The sequence below is a fragment of the Niveispirillum sp. KHB5.9 genome (genome assembly GCF_048066115.1).
In the GTDB taxonomy this organism is placed as follows: Bacteria; Pseudomonadota; Alphaproteobacteria; order Azospirillales; family Azospirillaceae; genus Niveispirillum.
Map to the genome: position 1 here is coordinate 706689 of NZ_JBLTYX010000001.1, position 17592 is coordinate 724280.

The following is a 17592-nucleotide window of genomic DNA, read 5'->3' on the forward strand; positions in this document are numbered from 1 at the left end:
CCCGCCAATCCTTATGGTAATCACACTCCAGACCAGTGGCAGGGATCAGGACCGAACCAAAGTGAAGCAGCGTCTATACCAGACCGTCACCAAGGCCATCATGGACCTGATCGAGAGCGGGGAATTCCCCGTGGGCAGCCGCCTGCCCGGCGAACGCGAGTTGAGCGAGCGGTTCAATGTCAGCCGCGTCACCATCCGCGAGGCGGAAATCGCCCTGGAAGCGCTCGGCTATATCACCGTCAAGATCGGTTCCGGCGCCTATGTGCAGAAGCCCAAGGGCGAGGCCGGGACCCAGCTGCCCGACGTGTCGGCCTTCGAACTGACGGCGGCGCGCGCGGTGCTGGAGGCGGAAGCCGCGGCCCTTGCCGCCGCCAACATGACGGAGGAAGGCCTGGCCACGCTGGACCAGATCGTCCGCAAGATGGCGGCCGTGAAGCATGGCGACATCGAAACCGGCGATGCCCTGGACCGGCAGTTCCACCTGACCATCGCCCAGCTGGGCGGCAACCCGGTGGTGGAACATACGGTGCAGAACCTTTGGCGCATGCGGACCGAACTGCCGCGCGTGCGCGATGTCTATGAAAGTGTCTGCGTGTCAGACGCCCAGGCCCGTACCGACGAGCATGCCGCCATCCTGGAGGCCCTGCGCCGTCGCGATCCCGCCGCGTCGCGCGCCGCGATGCGCGAGCATTTCCACCGCCTGTTCGAAGCGATGCTGACCGCCAGCGAAAAGCGGGAGCTGGAGGAGATCAAGCGCCGGACCAGCCAGGACCGCCAGCGCTTCCTGCTGACCACCCAGATCTGACCGGCGGTAGGGGCCCGTCAGTTCTGCGTCAGCCCGGCATCGACCATGAAATTGGCGCCGGTGCAGCCGGCACTTTCATCCGATGCCAGGAACAGCGCCATCCGGGCCACATGTTCCGCCGTCAGGCGGAATTTAAGGGCCTGCAGGTCGATGAATTGCTGGTTCAGTTCCGGGGTCAGCCACAGGGCGGATTGCCGGTCGGTCAGGATGGCGCCGGGCACGATGCAGTTCACCCGGACCCCGCCCGGCCCGTATTCCCGCGACAGGGTGCGGGTCAGGCCGTTGATGGCGGCCTTGGACGTAGTGTAGCTGACCATGCCCGGCCGCCCGCGCATCCAGGAAATGCTGCCCAGCATGATGATCGACCCGGTGCCCCGCGCCATCATCGCCGGAGCCGCCGCCTGACTGGCGAAGAACTGGTGATCCAGGTTGAGTGCCAGCATGCGCCGCCAGCTTTCCGGCTCAACGCTGTCCACCGCCTGCCGGTCATCCTTGCCGGCATTGTTGATCAGCACGCCGATGCCGCCGCTCGCCTGTTCGATCGTGGCGATGGTGGCGCGCAGGGCGGCGATATCGGTGACGTCGCAAGCGGTGAAGCGGGCCCCGGTGCGCGCCGCCATGGCCGCCCCCGCCGCCTCATCGATATCGATGAAGCTGACCCGTGCGCCCTGTCCGGCGAACGCCTCCACCATCGCCCCGCCAATGCCCGACGCGCCACCGGTGATCAGGACGGATCGGCCCTCCAGGCTGTGATACCGCACGCTCATGGCAGGCTCTCCGGCTGGCAAAGTGTAGTGGGCAGGCCGGCGACATCGACCGGCATCGCGAACAGGGCACCGTCCAGCGGACCGTCGAAGCCGGCCCCGACGCTGGTGACATACAGCGTCTTGCGGTCCGGCCCGCCGAAGCAGGGCATGGTGGGCGACCGGGCCGGGGTCCTGTATTCCGCCATCAGCCGTCCGTCGGGATCGTAGCGCTGCACCCGCCCGCCGGCATAAAGGGCGGTCCAATAGCAGCCATCCGCATCCACCGCCGCCCCGTCGGGCCGGCCACGGTCGGGCGCATCCGGGTCCAGCTGCGCGAACAGGCGCTTGTTTGCCACCTGCCCGCTGGCCGCATCATAATCATAGGCATGCACGGCAAAGCGTGGCGTATCGGAATGGTACAGTATGCGCCCGTCGGGGGAGAAGGCGAGCCCGTTGGAGGTCAGCAACCCGCCGAACAGCCGCCGCAATCCCCCCTTTTCCAGCCGATAGAGCCCGCCGCGCGACCCGGACTTGGGCTCATCGATGGTGCCGATCAGCAGATGCCCGGCGGGATCGACGCGGCCGTCATTGAAGCGGGTATCGGCGGGATCGGTCGGGTTGGCAGCCAGCATCGGCCCAACCGCGCCATCGGCACCGACGCGATAGATGCCCGTACGCATGCCCATGACGAAACCGCCACCGGCCAGGGGCACGGCGCAGCCGGGATGTTCGGGCAGGTCCAGGCTGGACAGGGTGCCATCGGCGGGGCGGTAGCGGTGCAGCTTCTTGCCGATGATATCGACGAAGGACAGGCTGTTCCCGCCCCAGACCGGGCTTTCGCCCAGAGCCGTGCGCAGGGACAGGACGGGTTCGAACAGGCTCATGCCAAAGGCTCCGCAAGGATGCGCACCGTGCCGGACAGGCTGGTGCCGGGGGCCAGGATGGCCATGGCCGGCAGTTCCGGCTGGTTCAGGGCGTTGGCGCCATGGGTGACGGGCTCCACGGCGAAGAAATCACGGCCGGCTGGCGTATAGACGCGCAGCGTGCCGAACAGCCGGTCGGCACGCAGGCTGACCAGCAGGCCGGGCGCCGATCCGGTGACATGGGCGATGCCGGCCCAGCCGGGGAAATCGCCATCCACCAGCCCATCATCCAGCATCCGCCCATGCCGGAAATCCGGGTCGGGCGGCATCACCACCCGTTCCGGCAGCCCGTCCGCCCCGCTGCGCCAATAGGACAGGGCGGAGAAACGCAGCATGGTGCCGGCACCGCGCGGGAAGAACGGGTGCAAGCCCATGCCGGCCGGCGCCATGCCGGGACTGTCGTTGGTCAGCTGCAGCCCGATTTCCAGCCCCGCATCGGTCAGCCGATATTCCATGCGGGCGGTGAACGCATAGGGCCACTCCCCCTCATCCACCGCCTTGTGCGACAGGCGCAGGGTGACATGGTCGCCGCCTAGCACCTCCACATCCCATTCCCGCTGCCAGCCCAGCCCGTGCAGGGGATGGGCGATGTCCGGCGTGTTGCGGCGCAGCTGGTGCCAGCGCATGGCGAACAGGAACCGTCCATCGGCGATGCGGTTGGCATAGGGTAGCATGGGATAGCACGCGGTCTGCCGAACTGTGGCCCCTTCCGGCGTCGGGCGCAGGATGGGCACCCCGTCACGCGTCAGCGACAGCAGCGCCCCGCCGATGGCGGGCGCCACTTCTGCCCGTATGGGACCGGCCGACAGGGTGATGGTGCTGGTCATGGTCAATAGGGACCGGCCACGACAGGCGCCGCCGGCGCCTGTCCGCGCAGTGCCGCCTGCCATTCCACAGCCCGGCCCGTCATCATGGCGATGTCGGATGCCACGGCGGCGAAGCTGTAGCCATAATCGATGAAGCGGCCCACCATCTCCGGATTGGGGCCGACAATGCCGATGGGCTTGCCCGCCTGCTTGGCCAGTCTCGCGGCCTCGGCGATCTTGTCCTGCACCGCCGCATGCCCCACCTGTCCGATCAGGCCCATGGCGGCCGACAGATCGCCCGGCCCCAGGAACAGCGCATCCACGCCCGGCACGGCGGCGATCTCCGCCGCGCGGGAGACGGCACCCGGCGTTTCCATCTGCACAATGACCGCCACCTCGTCATTGGCGCGTTTCAGATAGTCGGCAACGCGGCCATAACGCGATCCGCGATGGATGGCGGCCACGCCGCGCACGCCGTCGGGCGGATAGCGGGTGTAGGAGACGGCGGCCCGCGCCTCCTCGGCGGTTTCAACAAAGGGCAGCATCACCGTGCGGGCACCGGCATCCATGACCCGCTTGACCAGCACCTGGTCGTTCCAGGCCAGCCGCACGATCGCCTGGGCCGGTGTGCATTCGATGGCGCGCAGGATATTGGCCAGGTCCGACATCTCGATGGGCACATGTTCCATGTCCACCACCAGGAAGTCGAAGCCACAATGGCCCATCGCTTCCGCCGTGCTGGGCGCACCCGACATCAGCCAGGTGCCGGTCAGCAGCTTGGACGTATCCGCCAGCCGGCGCTTCAGCGGGTTCAAAACTTCATGCATCAGGGGCGTCCTCAATAGATCGGCGGTTCCGGCACCTTGGCGGTACCGGCCAGGAAGTCGAAATCGCAGCCTGCCGGCGCCTGGGTTACATGCGCGCGGTAAAGGGCGGCGTAGGATCGTTCGTAAGTATTGGCCGGCGGTACCCAGGCGGCGCGGCGGCGGGCCAGTTCGTCTTCATCCACCAGCATGTCCAGGGTGCCGGCCACGGCGTCCAGCCGGATCAGGTCGCCGGTGCGCACCAGGGCCAGGGGCCCACCCACTGCCGCCTCCGGTGCCGCATGCACGATGCAGGCGCCGTAATGGGTGCCGGACATGCGGGCATCGGAAATGCGCACCATGTCGCGCACCCCCTGGGCCAGCAGCTTCTTCGGGATGGGCAGGTTGCCCCATTCCGGCATGCCCGGCGCCCCCACCGGCCCGCCACCCCGCAGGATGATGACGCTGTCGGCATCGATATCCAACGTCGGATCATCGATGGCGGCCAGCATCTGCGCGTTGCCATCGAACACGATGGCCCGGCCGGTATGGCGCAGCAGCCTTGGATCGGCGGCGGACGATTTCATCACCGCCCCGTCGGGACAGAGATTGCCACGCAGCAGCGCCAGGGTGGCACCACGTTCCAGCGGCACGACCGGGTTCGACGCATCGCGGATGATATCGTCATCGTAACATTCCGCATCCGAAATCTCCAGCCCCAGCGTCCGGCCGGATACGGTCAGGCAATCGAGCCGCAGATGATCGCGCAGCTTCCACAGCAGCGCCTTCATCCCGCCGGCGAAGAAGAAATCCTCCATCAGTGCATTGCCGGACGGGAACAGGTTGGCGCAGACCGGGATGCGCCGTGCGGCATCGGCCAGATCGTCCAGGTCCAGGTCAACGCCAGCCCGCCCAGCCATGGCGATCATATGGATGGCGGCATTGGTCGACCCGCCCAGCGCCATATAGGCGGTAACGCCATTCAGGAAGGCATCGCGGGTCAATATCTTCTGCGGCGTCAGATCCTCGCCCACCATTTCCACGATCCGTTCCCCGCACAGCGACGCCATGCGCCGATGCCCGCTATCCACGGCGGGGATGGACGAGGCGCCAGGCAGAGTCATGCCCATGGCATCGACGATGCCGGTCATGGTCGATGCCGTGCCCATGGTATTGCAGGTGCCGATGGACCGCGTCATTCGCGACTCAAGATCCAGCCAGTCGGCGGGCGTGATGTTCCCGGCCCGCAGCTCGTCCCAGTATTTCTTGGTATGCGTCCCCGCCCCGGTCTTGGTGCCGCGCCACTGCCCATTGGCCATGGGCCCGGCGGGACAGTATATGGCCGGCAGCCCGGCACTGATCGCCCCCATCAAAAGCCCCGGCGTGGACTTGTCGCACCCGCCCAGCAGCACCGCGCCGTCGATCGGGTGGGAGCGCAGCAACTCCTCCGTCTCCATGGCCAGGAAGTTGCGGTAGAGCATGGTGGTGGGCTTGACCATCACCTCCCCCACGCTGAGTGCGGGCAGTTCCACCGGATAGCCGCCGGCCCGCAAGACCCCTCGCTTCACGGCGTCCGCCACATCGCGCAGATGGATGTGGCAGGGGCTCATCTCGCTCCAGGTGTTCACGATGGCGATCACCGGGCGGTCCATGAACTCTTCCCGCCGCAGCCCCATCTGCTGCGTCCGCTGCCGGTGGGCAAAGCCGCGCATGTCGGGGGATGCGAACCATCGGGCACTGCGCAAGGGGCGTTTCGGGTCGGATGGCGGGTTGCTCATATCACCAGCTCTTATATAAGACCGCTGACATCAACGGCGCTTTGGCGGGCAAAGTCAACGCAAAAATCGGCGGAATACCGCCATTCCTGAAAATCATCAAAAACCCGTCTTGCCAAGCGCCGATGTCTGTGAGCTTATGTGTCTTATATAAGACTTCAAGCTTGCAACGAAGGAAGGGAGGCATCCGTGGGCGCACCACATCTTCTGGTCCATGACCGGGCCGACAATGTCGGCGTCGTCGTCGTGGAAGGGCTGACGGCCGGCACCGACATGCTGTGCGTCGTGACCGAGGACAACAGCGAATTCCGGGCAACCGTGAATCAGGATGTCCAGATCGGGCACAAGGTGGCGCTGCGCGATTTCGCGGTCGGCGACACCGTCATCAAATATGGCGAGGATATCGGCAAGGTGGTGCAGCCCATCAAAAAGGGCGCCCATGTCCATACCCACAATCTGAAGACCAAGCGCTGGTAAGGGGACCTGGATCATGAATTACGCTGATAAGAAGATCTGGGGTTACCGCCGCGAAAACGGCCGGGTGGGCGTGCGCAACCATGTCGCCATCCTGCCGCTGGACGACATCTCAAACGCAGCGTGCGAGGCCGTGGCCGCCCATATCCAGGGCACCATCGCCCTGCCCCATTCCTATGGCCGGTTGCAGTTCGGCGCCGACCTGGACCTGCATTTCCGCACCATCATCGGCACCGGCGCCAACCCGAACGTGGCCGCTTGCGTCGTGATCGGAATCGAGGAAGGCTGGACGCAGAAGGTGGTGGATGGCATCGCCGCCACCGGCAAGCCTGTCGCCGGTTTCTGGATCGAGGGCAATGGCGACATCGCCACCGTCGCCGCCGCATCGCGCAAGGCCAAGGAATTCTCGCAATGGGCCTCTGAACTGGTGCGCACCGAATGCCCGCTGTCGGAAGTGTGGGTCGCCGCCAAGTGCGGGGAGAGCGACACGACCACGGGTCTGGCCTCCTGCCCCACCGTTGGCAACATGTATGACAAGATGGTGGAACTGGGCCTCTATGGCTGCTTCGGCGAGACGTCGGAACTGACCGGAGCCGAGCATCTGGCCGCCGCCCGCGCCGCCAACCCCGACGTGGCCGCCAAGTTCATGAAGACCTGGCAATCCTATCAGGATGACGTGATCGAGGCGCACAAGACCTCCGACCTGTCCGACAGCCAGCCGACCAAGGGCAATATCGCCGGCGGCCTGACGACGATCGAGGAAAAGGCCCTGGGCAACCTGGAGAAGATCGGCAAGAAGACCAGCTATATCGACGTGCTGGAACCGGCCGAGGCACCCGCCAAGGGCCCGGGCCTGTATTTCATGGATACCTCATCCGCCGCCGCCGAATGCTGCACGTTGCAGGCCGCCGCCGGCTATGTCGTCCATTGCTTCCCCACCGGCCAGGGCAATGTCATCGGCAACCCGATCATGCCGGTCATCAAGATCACCGGCAACCCGCGCACCGTGCGGTTGATGAGCGAGCATGTGGACGTGGACGTGTCCGGCATCGTGCGCCGTGATATGACCATCGACCAGGCGGGCGACGTGCTGATCGACATGATCGCCCGCACGTCCAACGGTCGCCTGACGGCGGCCGAGGCGCTGGGCCACAAGGAGTTCGTCATGACCAAGCTGTACCGGTCGGCATGAGCACGGTCACCCTGTCGCTGGAAGAAGCGTTGGGGCTGGCGGAGGCGGCACTGGTCAAGGCCGGTGTCGCCCCCGCCAACGCGCGGGCCACCGCCACCGCCCTGGTGGCGGCGGAGGTGGATGGACAGGCCGGTCACGGCCTGTCCCGCGTCCCCTCCTACGCGCTGCATGCGCGGGTGGGAAAGGTGGATGGCACGGCGGTACCCACGGTGTCGACGGCCGGCGAAGCCGGGCTGCGCATCGATGCCGGGCACGGCTTCGCCTATCCGGCGGTCGATCTGGCGATCGAGGGGCTGGTGGGGCTGGCGGCCAAGACCGGCATCGCCGCCGCCGCCATCCACCGCTCCCACCATTTCGGTCAGGCGGGGCGGCATGTCGAACGGCTGGCGGAGCATGGGCTGGTCGGTCTGGCCTTCGCCAACACCCCGGCCGCCATGGCCCTGCCCGGCGGGCGGCGGTCGCTGATGGGCACCAACCCCATCGCCTTTGCCGCCCCAATGCCTGGTCGGGCGCCGCTGGTCATCGACATGGCTTTGTCGGTGGCGGCCCGCGGCAAGATCATGGCCGCCAGCAAGGCCGGCAAGCCCATCCCCGAAGGCTGGGCCCTGGACGCCGACGGCAACCCGACAACGGATGCCAAGGCCGCACTCGGCGGATCACTGCTGCCCATCGGCGGGGCCAAGGGGGCGGCGCTGGCGCTGATGATCGAGGTCATCTGCGCCGCCCTGGTCGGCGGCAATTTCGGCTGGAACGCCAGCGGCTTCTTCGATGGTGACGGCGGCCCGCCCGATCTGGGCCAGTTGCTGATCGTGCTGGACCCCGGCCGTTTCGGCAGCGGGGGTTATGTCGGGCACATGGCGCAGATGCTGCTGACCGTCGAGGGTCAGGCCCCCGCCCGCCTGCCGGGCGACCGGCGGCTGGCACTGCGGGCCAAGGCGGCGGCAAACGGGGTGACCATTCCGGCGGCGCTGCATGCGGAAATAATGGCACTGGCGTGAGCCGTAGGTCAGGTCGAGCCGCAGGCGAGCCCTGACAGCATCGCTTGAAGCCTTTTCTGTCAGGGCTCGGGCTTCGCCCTCGACCTGACCTACGAATTCCAAGAGAGGCAATCATGCCCGATATCGTCATCACCGAATTCATGGACGAGGACGCGATCGCCCAGGTCCTGGCCGGCCGCGACGTCCTGTACGATCCCAAGCTGGTGGATCAGCCCGATCGGCTGGCCGCCGCACTCACCGACGCCCGCGCCATCATCGTGCGCAACCGCACCCAGGTACGTCAGGCGCTGTTGGACAAGGCGCCCAACCTGAAGGTCGTGGGCCGCCTGGGCGTCGGGCTGGACAATATCGACACGGCGGCTTGCGCCGCCCGCAACGTCAAGGTTCGCCCGGCCACCGGTGCCAACGACCTGGCCGTGGCGGAATATGTGATCACCGCCGCCCTGATGCTGCTGCGCAAATCCTGGTTCGCGTCGGCCCGCGTGGCGGCCGGCGAATGGCCGCGCACCGACCTGATGGGGCGGGAGGGTGCCGGCAAGCGGCTGGGCCTGATCGGCTATGGCGCCATCGCCCGGCTGACGGCGCAGAAGGCCCGCGCGCTCGGCTTCTCCATCGCCGCCTACGACCCGCACCTGCCCGAACGCCACCCTGCCTGGGTGCAGGTGGAGCGGCAGTCGCTGGACGCGTTGCTGGAAAGTGCCGATGTGGTCAGCCTGCATGTGCCCCTGACCCCGTCGACCACCAACATCATCAACGAAGCCGCCATCGCCCGCATGAGAAAGGACGCCATCCTGATCAACGCCGCACGCGGCGGCGTGGTGGATGAGGAGGCCTTGTGCGCCGCCCTGGTGGAGGGCCGCCTGGGCGGTGCCGCGCTGGACGTGTTCGCCACCGAACCGGTGACGGCTTCCTCGGGTGCCATGTTCCAGGGCGTGCCCAACCTGATCCTGACCCCGCATATCGCCGGCGTGACCGATGAGAGCAATGCGCGGGTCAGCGAGGTGACGGCCCGCGCGGTGCTGGAGGAACTGGGCGCATGAGTGACGCCGCCGCGCCATCGATGCAGGACAGGATGCAGCAGGCCCACGCCCTGGTGCCCGGCCTGATCGCCACCATCGTCGTGGCGCTGGCGGCCACCTACCTGTCCGACCATTACAATGCCCCCTCCATGGTCTTCGCCCTGCTGCTGGGCATGGCGCTGAACACGCTGCCGGGGGAGCCGCGCTATGCGCCCGGCATCATCCTGTCGGCCCGCACCCTGCTGCGTATCTCCGTGGCGCTGCTGGGCCTGCGCATCACCTTTGCGCAGGTGGGGGAACTGGGCTGGTCCACGGCGGCCATGGTGGTCTGTGCCGTGCCCCTGACCATCGGTTTTGGCTGGATCCTGTCGAAGCTGACAGGTGTGGGCGGGCGGTTCGGGGTGCTGTCGGGCGGCGCGGTCGGCATCTGCGGCGCGTCGGCCGCCATGGCCATCGCCGCCGCCTGGCCGCGCAAGGATAGCGAACGCGATACCGTCGTGGTCATCGCCTGCATCACCAGCCTGTCGACCATGGCCATGCTGGCCTATCCGGCCGTGGGCGGCTGGCTGGGGCTGGACCCGGTGGCGGCAGGACGGTTCTTCGGCGGGTCGATCCATGACGTGGCCCAGGTGGTGGGTGCCGGCTACAGCCAGTCGCCGCAGACCGGCGACACGGCGACGGTGGTGAAGCTGATGCGGGTGGCCATGCTGCTGCCCGTGGTCGTGGCCATCACCCTGCTGGCGGCGCGTGGGCGCAAGGCCGGGGATGGGGAGGCGAAGGTGACGCCCCTGCCCGGCTTTTTGATCGGCTTCGTCGTGCTGGCCTTCCTGAACGGCATGGGCTGGGTGCCCGGCGCGGTGAGCGGACTGCTGACGGAGGTTTCGCGCTGGCTGCTGCTGATCTCCGTGGCAGCATTGGGCATGAAGACCTCGGCCAAGGACATCATGGAAGTGGGGCGCACGGCCATCATCCTGGTGGTGGCGGAAACCGCCTTCATCGCGCTGTTCGTGCTGGGCTGGATCGAGCTGGTGGGGTAACGCCCCCCGCAAAAGTGGAAAATAATAAAGCTGGGAGGCAGGACCATGCAGCAGACCCAAGGGCCGGCACCACCGCCCGTCACCGACGGCTATCGCCGCTACGCGCTGTGGGTGCTGCTGGTCATCTATATCCTGAACTTCCTGGACCGGCAGATCGTCGCCATCCTGGCGGAGCCGATCCGCAACGAGTTGCATCTGGCCGACTGGCAGCTGGGCGTGATGACCGGGTTGGCCTTCGCCTTGTTCTATACGGTGCTGGGCATTCCCATCGCGCGGGTAGCCGAAAGCGGCAACCGGCCGCTGATCATCGCCGCCGCCGTGGGCACCTGGAGCGGCTTCACCATGCTGTGCGGCATGGCGCAGAATTTCGCGCAACTGGTCCTGTGCCGTGTCGGTGTCGGCGTGGGGGAGGCCGGCTGCACCCCGCCCGCCCATTCCCTGATCAGCGATTACACCCCGCGGGAGAAGCGGGCATCGGCGCTGGCCTTCTATTCCCTGGGCACGCCGTTGGGCGGCCTGTTCGGCATGGTGCTGGGGGGATTGATCGGCGATGCCTGGGGCTGGCGCATGGCCTTCCTGGTGGCGGGCGCGCCCGGCGTGCTGATGGCCGTGGTCGCGGCCCTGACCCTGCGTGAACCGCGCCGGCAGATGCTGGCCGCCGACCTTGCCGCAAGGCGGGCCGCCGCCCCCGGCCTGCGCGAGGCGCTGGTGGAATTGCGGGGCAAGCGTGCCTTCTGGCTGATCGCGTTCGGGGCGGCCATCAAGGCCTTCATCGGCTATGGTGCCGCGTCCTTCCTGGGTCCCTTCTTCTTCCGCAATCATGCCGCCCCGCTGGCGGAGATGGCGGAGGCCTTCGGGCTGGGCGTGGCCGGGTTCCTGGGCGTGGCCCTGGGCCTGATCCTGGGCCTGACCGGGGCGGTGGGCACCTGGCTGGGCGGGTTCCTGGCCGACAAGCATGGGGCCAAGGATTTGCGCGCCTACATGTCCATCCCGGCCGTGTCCACGGCGCTTGGTATCCCCTTCTACATGGTCGGGCTGACGGTGGAGGACACGACCCTGGCGCTGGCCATGCTGGCCTTCCCGCCCGTGCTGAACACGCTGTGGTACGGGCCGGGCTATGCCGCTGTGCAGGGGCTGGTGCGACCGCAGACCCGCGCCACGGCCACCGCCGTGCTGCTGCTGATCATCAATCTGGTGGGGTTGGGCCTGGGCCCGCTGGGGGTCGGGGCGGTGTCGGACCTGCTGAGCGGGCCGTTTGGATTGGGCCGGGCGGAGGGGGTGCGCTGGTCGCTGGTGATCTTCACCCTGTTCGGCTTCCTGGCTTCCACCCTATTCTGGATGGCGCGCAAGACGCTGCGGGAAGAAACGGTGAGTTAGAGTGGTTTCCGGGAAACCGGAAGCCACTCCGGCGGCGGCTGCCGCCGCGCCGCACGTGCGGCGTGAAGCCAAGCCGCGGATGCGGCGCCGGCGTTTGAGGAACGAAGGGTGGAGTGCAAGCATGACCGACCATATCCTGGCCATCGACCAAGGCACGACCGGAACGACGGTCATCATCTTCGACCGCGAAACCCACATTGTCGGCCGCGCCTATGCCGAGTTCACCCAGCATTACCCGCAGGCCGGATGGGTGGAACATGACGCGGCGGAGATCTGGCGGATCACCCTGGACACCGCGTCGCGTGCGATCAAAGCCGCCGGCATCGCGCCGCGCGACCTGAAAGCCATCGGCATCACCAACCAGCGCGAGACGGTGCTGGCCTGGAACCGGCATACCGGCGAGCCCGCCCACCGCGCCATCGTCTGGCAGGACCGCCGCACCGCCCCCTTCTGTGACGAGCTGCGGTCGCGTACCGAGGTGACGGAGATGATCCGGGCCAAGACCGGCCTTGTCATCGATCCATATTTCTCCGGCACAAAGCTGCGCTGGCTGCTGGAAAACGTGCCCGGTCTGCGGGCGGGGGCGGAAAAGGGTGACATCCTGTTCGGCACCATCGACACTTGGCTGATCTGGAACCTGACGGGTGGGGCCACCCATGTCACCGACCCGTCGAATGCCGCCCGCACCCAGCTGTTCGATATCCATGCCAGCGCCTGGGATGAGGAATTGCTGGCCCTGATGGATATGCCGGCCAGGGGCTTGCCGGAAGTCCGATCCTCTTCCGCCATCCTGGGCCACACCACCGAAGGCGGGTTCCTGGGCGTGGCCGGCATTCCCATCGCCGGCGTGGCCGGTGACCAGCAGGCGGCTTTGTTCGGCCAGGCCTGCCACGGACCCGGCCTGGCCAAGAACACCTATGGCACCGGGTCCTTCCTGCTGATGCATACCGGCGCCAGCACCTTGCGCGATCCCGGCCCACTGCTGTCCACCGTCGCCTGGCGCATCGGCGACCAGCCGCTGGAATATGCGCTGGAGGGGGCGATCTTCGTCACCGGTGCCGCCGTGCAATGGCTGCGCGACGGGCTGGGCCTGATCGGGGCAGCATCGGAGACCGAAGCGTTGGCCCGCTCCATCCCCGACAATGACGGGGTCTATTTCGTCCCGGCCCTGACCGGCCTGGGCGCCCCGCACTGGGATCCTTATGCGCGCGGCCTGCTTACCGGCCTGACGCGCGGCACCGGCCGGGCGCATCTGGCGCGGGCCGCACTGGAGGCCATGGCCTACCAGACCCGCGACGTGGTCCGCGCCATCGAGGCGCAGACGGGCATCGCGCTCACCGAGCTGCGCGCCGATGGCGGGGCCGTGGGCAATGGCTTCCTGATGCAGTTCCAGGCCGACCTGCTGGGCGTGCCGGTGGAGGTGCCGCGCATCGCGGAGACGACGGCACTGGGTGCCGCCTATCTGGCGGGGCTGGCCACCAGCGTCTGGAAGGACCGCGAGGAAATCCGCGCCACCTGGAAGCTGGCCCGCCGGTACGAACCGGGAATGAAGCAGGCGGAGCGTGATAGGCTTTACGATCGATGGACCAAGGCGCTGGAGAAGTCACGCGGATGGGCGGCATGAGCACGGGACTGGATCGCGCGGGCGGCTTGGCCCGGCTGGATGAAGGTTCCGAATGGGACATCGTCATCATCGGCGGCGGGGCCACGGGCCTGGGCACGGCCCTGGATGCCGCCGCGCGCGGGTACCGCACCCTGCTGCTGGAGGGCCATGATTTCGCCAAGGGCACGTCCTCTCGCGCCACCAAACTGGTGCATGGCGGCGTGCGCTATCTGGCCCAGGGCAATATCCACCTGGTCCGCCACGCCCTGCATGAGCGTGGGCGGCTGCTGGCCAACGCGCCGCAGGTGACGCGGCGCCAGGGCTTCGTCGTGCCCTGCTATCGCTGGTGGGACTTGGCGTTCTACGGCATCGGCCTGTTCGCCTATGACCTGCTGGCCGGGAAGCTGGGGCTGGGCCGGTCGCGTCTGCTGTCGCGCGCGGAGGTGTTGAAGCGGCTGCCCACGGTCCGGGACGAGAATCTGCGCGGCGGCATCCTTTATTACGACGGGCAGTTCGATGATAGCCGTCTGGCCGCCACTATCGCCGCCAGCGCCGCAGACCATGGCGCCACCCTGCTGAACTATGTCCGTGTCACCGGCCTGCTGAAGCAGGGCGACAAGGTCGCCGGAGTGACGGCGCGCGACATGGAGACGGGCACGGATTACCGGATCAAGGCCAAGGCGGTGGTCAATGCCGCCGGCATCTTCATGGATGAGATCCGGCGCATGGACCGGCCCGACCTGGATACGGGCCTGTCACTGAGCCAGGGCGTGCATCTGGTGCTGGACGCATCGTTCCTGTCTGGTGACGACGCCATCCTGATCCCCAAGACGGCGGACGGGCGGGTGCTGTTCGTGTTGCCCTGGCTGGGCCGTACCGTGGTGGGCACCACCGACACACCCATCCAAACGGCCAGCCTGGAACCGCACGCGCTGGAAAGCGAGATCGAATTCCTGCTGTCCCATGCCGCCCACTATCTGAAGCGCCCGCCGGCCAGGTTCGATGTGCTGTCGGTGTTCACCGGCATCCGGCCGCTGGTCAGGGTGAAGGGGGCATCCGGCACCTCGGCCGTGCCGCGCGACCATGTGCTGATGGTGGCCGACAGCGGTCTGGTCACCATCACCGGCGGCAAATGGACCACATATCGCGAGATGGCGGAACAGACGGTGGATGCCGCCGCCCGCGCCGGCGGCCTGGCCCCCGTTCCCTGCCCCACGGCTGGCCTGCACCTGCATGGCTGGAAGGAACGGGGCGGCCCCGCCGATCCCTTGTCCGCCTATGGCGCCGACGCCCCCCTGGTGCGGGCGGTGCTGGCCGAAAAGCCCGGCTGGGACGCACCGATGCATCCCAACCTGCCTTATTTCCTGGGCGAGGCCGCCTACGCTGTCCGCCACCTGATGGCGCGCACGGTGGAGGATGTGCTGTCCCGGCGCACCCGGTCCCTGCTGCTGGACGCCCGTGCGGCGGCGGAGGCCGCACCGGCCGTGGCGGCTATCCTGGCGGCGGAACTGGGGCGTGATGAGGCCTGGGTAGCGGCGCAGGTGGCGGAGTTCCGGGCGCTGGCGGCGGCGTCCGTCCTTTGACGGCTCAGCTCAACGTCACCGCATAGCACAGGTCGCGGGCATGGACGCGGCTGATGCGCCATTCGACCTTGCGGTCCTGAAGCGACAGGGCCACCCGGTCGATGCACAGGATGGGCGCACCGGCCGGGGCGGCCAGCAGGCGCTGGTCGTCCGCAGTGGCGATCTCCGCCCGCAATTCTTCGTTCGTGGAGACGATGTTGATGCCGAAATCCGTCTGGTACAGCGAATAGAGCGTATTGGGCAGTGGCATCCGTTCCTCGATCTTCGGGAACAGGGCTGAAGGCAGGATGATGGTTTCCCGCACCGTGGGCTTGCCATCGACCAGACGCACGCGGCTGATCTCCACCACCCTGCTGCCCTTGGCTAGGTCCAGCTTCTGCTGATCGGCGATGCGGGCGGCGCGGACCTTCACGCTCTGTTCGCCCATGCCGGGCGTCACCCGCTCGCCCCCTGCCCGCACCATGCGGAAGAAACGGAACAGTGAGCGTTCCTGGGTATTCTCGGCGATGAAGGTGCCCTTGCCCTGGTGGCGGACCAGCAGCTTCTCCGCCGTCAGCGCGTCCAGCACCTTGCGCATCGTGCCCTGGCTGACGCCCAGCTCACGTGCCAGTGCATGTTCGCTGGGAATGGCCTCCCCCGGCCGCCACACGCCTTCGGCCACCTTGGCGACGATGATGTCGTAGACCTGCCGGTAGAGGGGGCGGTAACCTGGAACGTCCATGCGGGGAAGGCATCCTGCGGAGAGTGGCCAAGACTTATATAAGATAAAACAGTTCCAAGCGAAATCATCAAGGATTTTGCCCTGAACGGTCGTTCAATGAACATGTTCCGTAGGTCAGGTCGAACCGGAGGCGAGCCCTGACAGGCGACAGTGCCAGCGAAGTGTCAGGGCTCGCCTCCGGTTCGACCTGACCTACGGTTCCTTTATCCCAACCCGCCGATGCAAGCGTATTTCAGCGTCGTGTAGTCGTCGATGCCGTGGCGGGAACCTTCCACGCCCACGCCTGATTCCTTGTGTCCGCCAAAGGGTGCCACTTCCGTGGTGATCAGCCCTTCATTGATGCCGACCAGGCCGTAATCCAGCCCCTCCATCATCCGGAACGCCCGCCCCAGGTCGCGCGTGTAGACATAGGAGGCCAGGCCATATTCGGTGTCGTTGGCCATGCGCAGGGCGTCGGCCTCCGTCTCGAACCGGAAGACGGGCGCCAGGGGGGCGAAGGTTTCGTCCCTGGCCACCAGCATGTCGGGCGTCGCCCCGGCGATCAGGGTCGGCTGGAAGAAGCTGCCACCCAGCGCATGGCGTGCGCCGCCGGCCATGATGCGCCCACCCTTGGCGACGGCGTCGGCGATATGTTCCTCGATCTTCGCCACCCCACCCATGTCGATCAGCGGGCCCTGGACCACGCCGTCGGCCAGGCCATCGCCCACTTTCATGGCGTTCACCGCCGCTGCCATCCGTTCCACGAACGCATCATGGATGCCCGATTGCACCAGGATGCGGTTGGCGCAGACACAGGTCTGGCCGGTATTGCGGAACTTGGCCAGCATGGCCCCAGCCACCGCCGCCTCCAGATCGGCATCATCGAACACGATGAAGGGCGCGTTGCCGCCCAGTTCCATGGACACGCGCTTCATATTGGCCATGGCCTTTGATGCCAGCGCCTTGCCCACCCGGGTGGACCCGGTGAAGGTGATCTTGCGCAGCAACGGATTCTCACACATCTCCGCCGCGATCTCCGACGCGGAGCCGGTGACGATGTTCAAAACACCGGGCGGAAACCCCACCTGTTCGGCCAGCACACCCACGGCCAGGGCCGAATAGGGGGTCTGGCTGGCCGGCTTCACCACCATGGTGCAGCCGGCGGCCAAGGCCGCCCCCAGCTTGCGGGCGATCATGCTGTTGGGGAAGTTCCAGGGGGTGATCGCACCCACCACCCCCACCGGCTCCCGTACCGCCAACAGGCGGCGGTTCTTCCAGGGTGACGGGATGACATCGCCATAGACCCGCCGCGCCTCTTCCGCGAACCAGCGGATATAGGCCGCACCCAGGGTCACCTCCCCCACCGCTTCGGCCAGCGGCTTGCCCATCTCCAGGGTCAAGAGCCGGCCCAGTTCCGCCTTGTTGGCCAGGATGGCGTCATGCAGCTTCATCATCAGGTTGGCACGGTCTGATGCCGTCCATGTACGCCAATCCTGGAAGGCCCGGTGGGCGGCGGCGATGGCGGCCTTCGTCTCTGCCCGGCCACCGCGTGGTATTGACCCCAGCACATCACCTGTTGAGGGATTGGAAACAGCGATGTCGGCCCCATCCATGGCATCCTGCCATTGGCCGTCGATAAGGCATTGCTGGCGCAGCAGCGGGTGGGAAATCGTCATGTCGGGGTTTCCTTCGGACCGTTGAACGGGCGCCCAGGCGCCCAAAATCGGACTGGACGAATATCTATTCCAACT

Annotated in this window: 16 protein-coding genes; 9 read left to right on the forward strand and 7 right to left on the reverse strand. The window is 67.2% G+C overall.

Going from position 1 to position 17592, the window contains the following annotated elements; genetic code table 11:
• The first annotated feature begins 61 nt into the window (after positions 1-61).
• Entirely contained in the window at positions 62-805 is a 744-nt protein-coding gene (locus ACM9HJ_RS02795) for a FadR/GntR family transcriptional regulator (protein ID WP_416570153.1), read from the forward strand.
• Positions 806-822: 17 nt separating this feature from the next.
• Here the strand turns inward: ACM9HJ_RS02795 and ACM9HJ_RS02800 are convergent, their stop codons facing one another.
• Genes ACM9HJ_RS02800 through araD form a run of 5 tightly spaced genes read right to left on the reverse strand, consistent with a single transcriptional unit; the run spans position 823 to position 5861 of the window.
• A complete protein-coding gene (locus ACM9HJ_RS02800; RefSeq protein WP_416570154.1) occupies positions 823-1572 on the reverse strand; it encodes an SDR family NAD(P)-dependent oxidoreductase in 750 nt (249 codons plus the stop codon).
• On the reverse strand, positions 1569-2435 hold the full coding sequence (locus ACM9HJ_RS02805) for an SMP-30/gluconolactonase/LRE family protein (RefSeq protein WP_416570155.1): 867 nt from the start codon (positions 2433-2435) through the stop codon (positions 1569-1571). The genes ACM9HJ_RS02800 and ACM9HJ_RS02805 overlap by 4 nt, the downstream gene beginning before the upstream one ends.
• A complete protein-coding gene (locus ACM9HJ_RS02810; protein ID WP_416570156.1) occupies positions 2432-3301 on the reverse strand; it encodes an aldose 1-epimerase in 870 nt (289 codons plus the stop codon). Before ACM9HJ_RS02810 ends, ACM9HJ_RS02805 begins: the two co-directional genes overlap by 4 nt.
• Positions 3302-3303: 2 nt before the next feature.
• Complete coding sequence (locus tag ACM9HJ_RS02815) at positions 3304-4107, reverse strand: HpcH/HpaI aldolase family protein (RefSeq protein WP_416570157.1); 804 nt, start codon at positions 4105-4107, stop codon at positions 3304-3306.
• An 11-nt stretch (positions 4108-4118) separates the two neighbouring features.
• Positions 4119-5861, reverse strand: coding sequence for an L-arabinonate dehydratase (gene araD, locus ACM9HJ_RS02820; protein ID WP_416570158.1), 1743 nt, complete (start codon positions 5859-5861; stop codon positions 4119-4121).
• 186 nt (positions 5862-6047) lie between these two features.
• Between araD and ACM9HJ_RS02825 the strand changes: the two genes are divergently transcribed.
• The 8 genes from ACM9HJ_RS02825 to ACM9HJ_RS02860 all read left to right on the forward strand — a co-directional run bounded on the left by ACM9HJ_RS02825 (position 6048) and on the right by ACM9HJ_RS02860 (position 15141).
• Positions 6048-6335, forward strand: coding sequence for a UxaA family hydrolase (locus ACM9HJ_RS02825; protein WP_416570159.1), 288 nt, complete (start codon positions 6048-6050; stop codon positions 6333-6335).
• Positions 6336-6348: 13 nt separating this feature from the next.
• Complete coding sequence (locus ACM9HJ_RS02830) at positions 6349-7524, forward strand: UxaA family hydrolase (RefSeq protein WP_416570160.1); 1176 nt, start codon at positions 6349-6351, stop codon at positions 7522-7524.
• On the forward strand, positions 7521-8522 hold the full coding sequence (locus ACM9HJ_RS02835; RefSeq protein ID WP_416570161.1) for an Ldh family oxidoreductase: 1002 nt from the start codon (positions 7521-7523) through the stop codon (positions 8520-8522). The genes ACM9HJ_RS02830 and ACM9HJ_RS02835 overlap by 4 nt, the downstream gene beginning before the upstream one ends.
• A 113-nt stretch (positions 8523-8635) precedes the next feature.
• Positions 8636-9562, forward strand: coding sequence for a hydroxyacid dehydrogenase (locus ACM9HJ_RS02840; protein ID WP_416570162.1), 927 nt, complete (start codon positions 8636-8638; stop codon positions 9560-9562).
• Positions 9559-10578 (forward strand): YeiH family protein, encoded by a 1020-nt coding sequence (locus tag ACM9HJ_RS02845; protein WP_416570163.1) that lies wholly within the window; start codon positions 9559-9561, stop codon positions 10576-10578. Before ACM9HJ_RS02840 ends, ACM9HJ_RS02845 begins: the two co-directional genes overlap by 4 nt.
• Positions 10579-10623: 45 nt before the next feature.
• Positions 10624-11955: a spinster family MFS transporter gene (locus ACM9HJ_RS02850; RefSeq protein ID WP_416570164.1), complete on the forward strand. Its 1332-nt coding sequence runs from the start codon at positions 10624-10626 to the stop codon at positions 11953-11955.
• Between the two features lie 121 nt (positions 11956-12076).
• Complete coding sequence (gene glpK, locus ACM9HJ_RS02855; protein WP_416570165.1) at positions 12077-13579, forward strand: glycerol kinase GlpK; 1503 nt, start codon at positions 12077-12079, stop codon at positions 13577-13579.
• Entirely contained in the window at positions 13576-15141 is a 1566-nt protein-coding gene (locus tag ACM9HJ_RS02860; RefSeq protein ID WP_416570166.1) for a glycerol-3-phosphate dehydrogenase/oxidase, read from the forward strand. The genes glpK and ACM9HJ_RS02860 overlap by 4 nt, the downstream gene beginning before the upstream one ends.
• A 4-nt stretch (positions 15142-15145) precedes the next feature.
• On the opposite strand, the gene ACM9HJ_RS02865 is transcribed toward ACM9HJ_RS02860, so the two are convergent.
• Together ACM9HJ_RS02865 and ACM9HJ_RS02870 are read right to left on the reverse strand one after the other, a co-directional pair.
• Positions 15146-15862, reverse strand: coding sequence for a GntR family transcriptional regulator (locus tag ACM9HJ_RS02865; protein ID WP_416570167.1), 717 nt, complete (start codon positions 15860-15862; stop codon positions 15146-15148).
• A gap of 203 nt (positions 15863-16065) precedes the next feature.
• On the reverse strand, positions 16066-17517 hold the full coding sequence (locus ACM9HJ_RS02870) for an NAD-dependent succinate-semialdehyde dehydrogenase (RefSeq protein ID WP_416570168.1): 1452 nt from the start codon (positions 17515-17517) through the stop codon (positions 16066-16068).
• Positions 17518-17592: the final 75 nt, after the last annotated feature.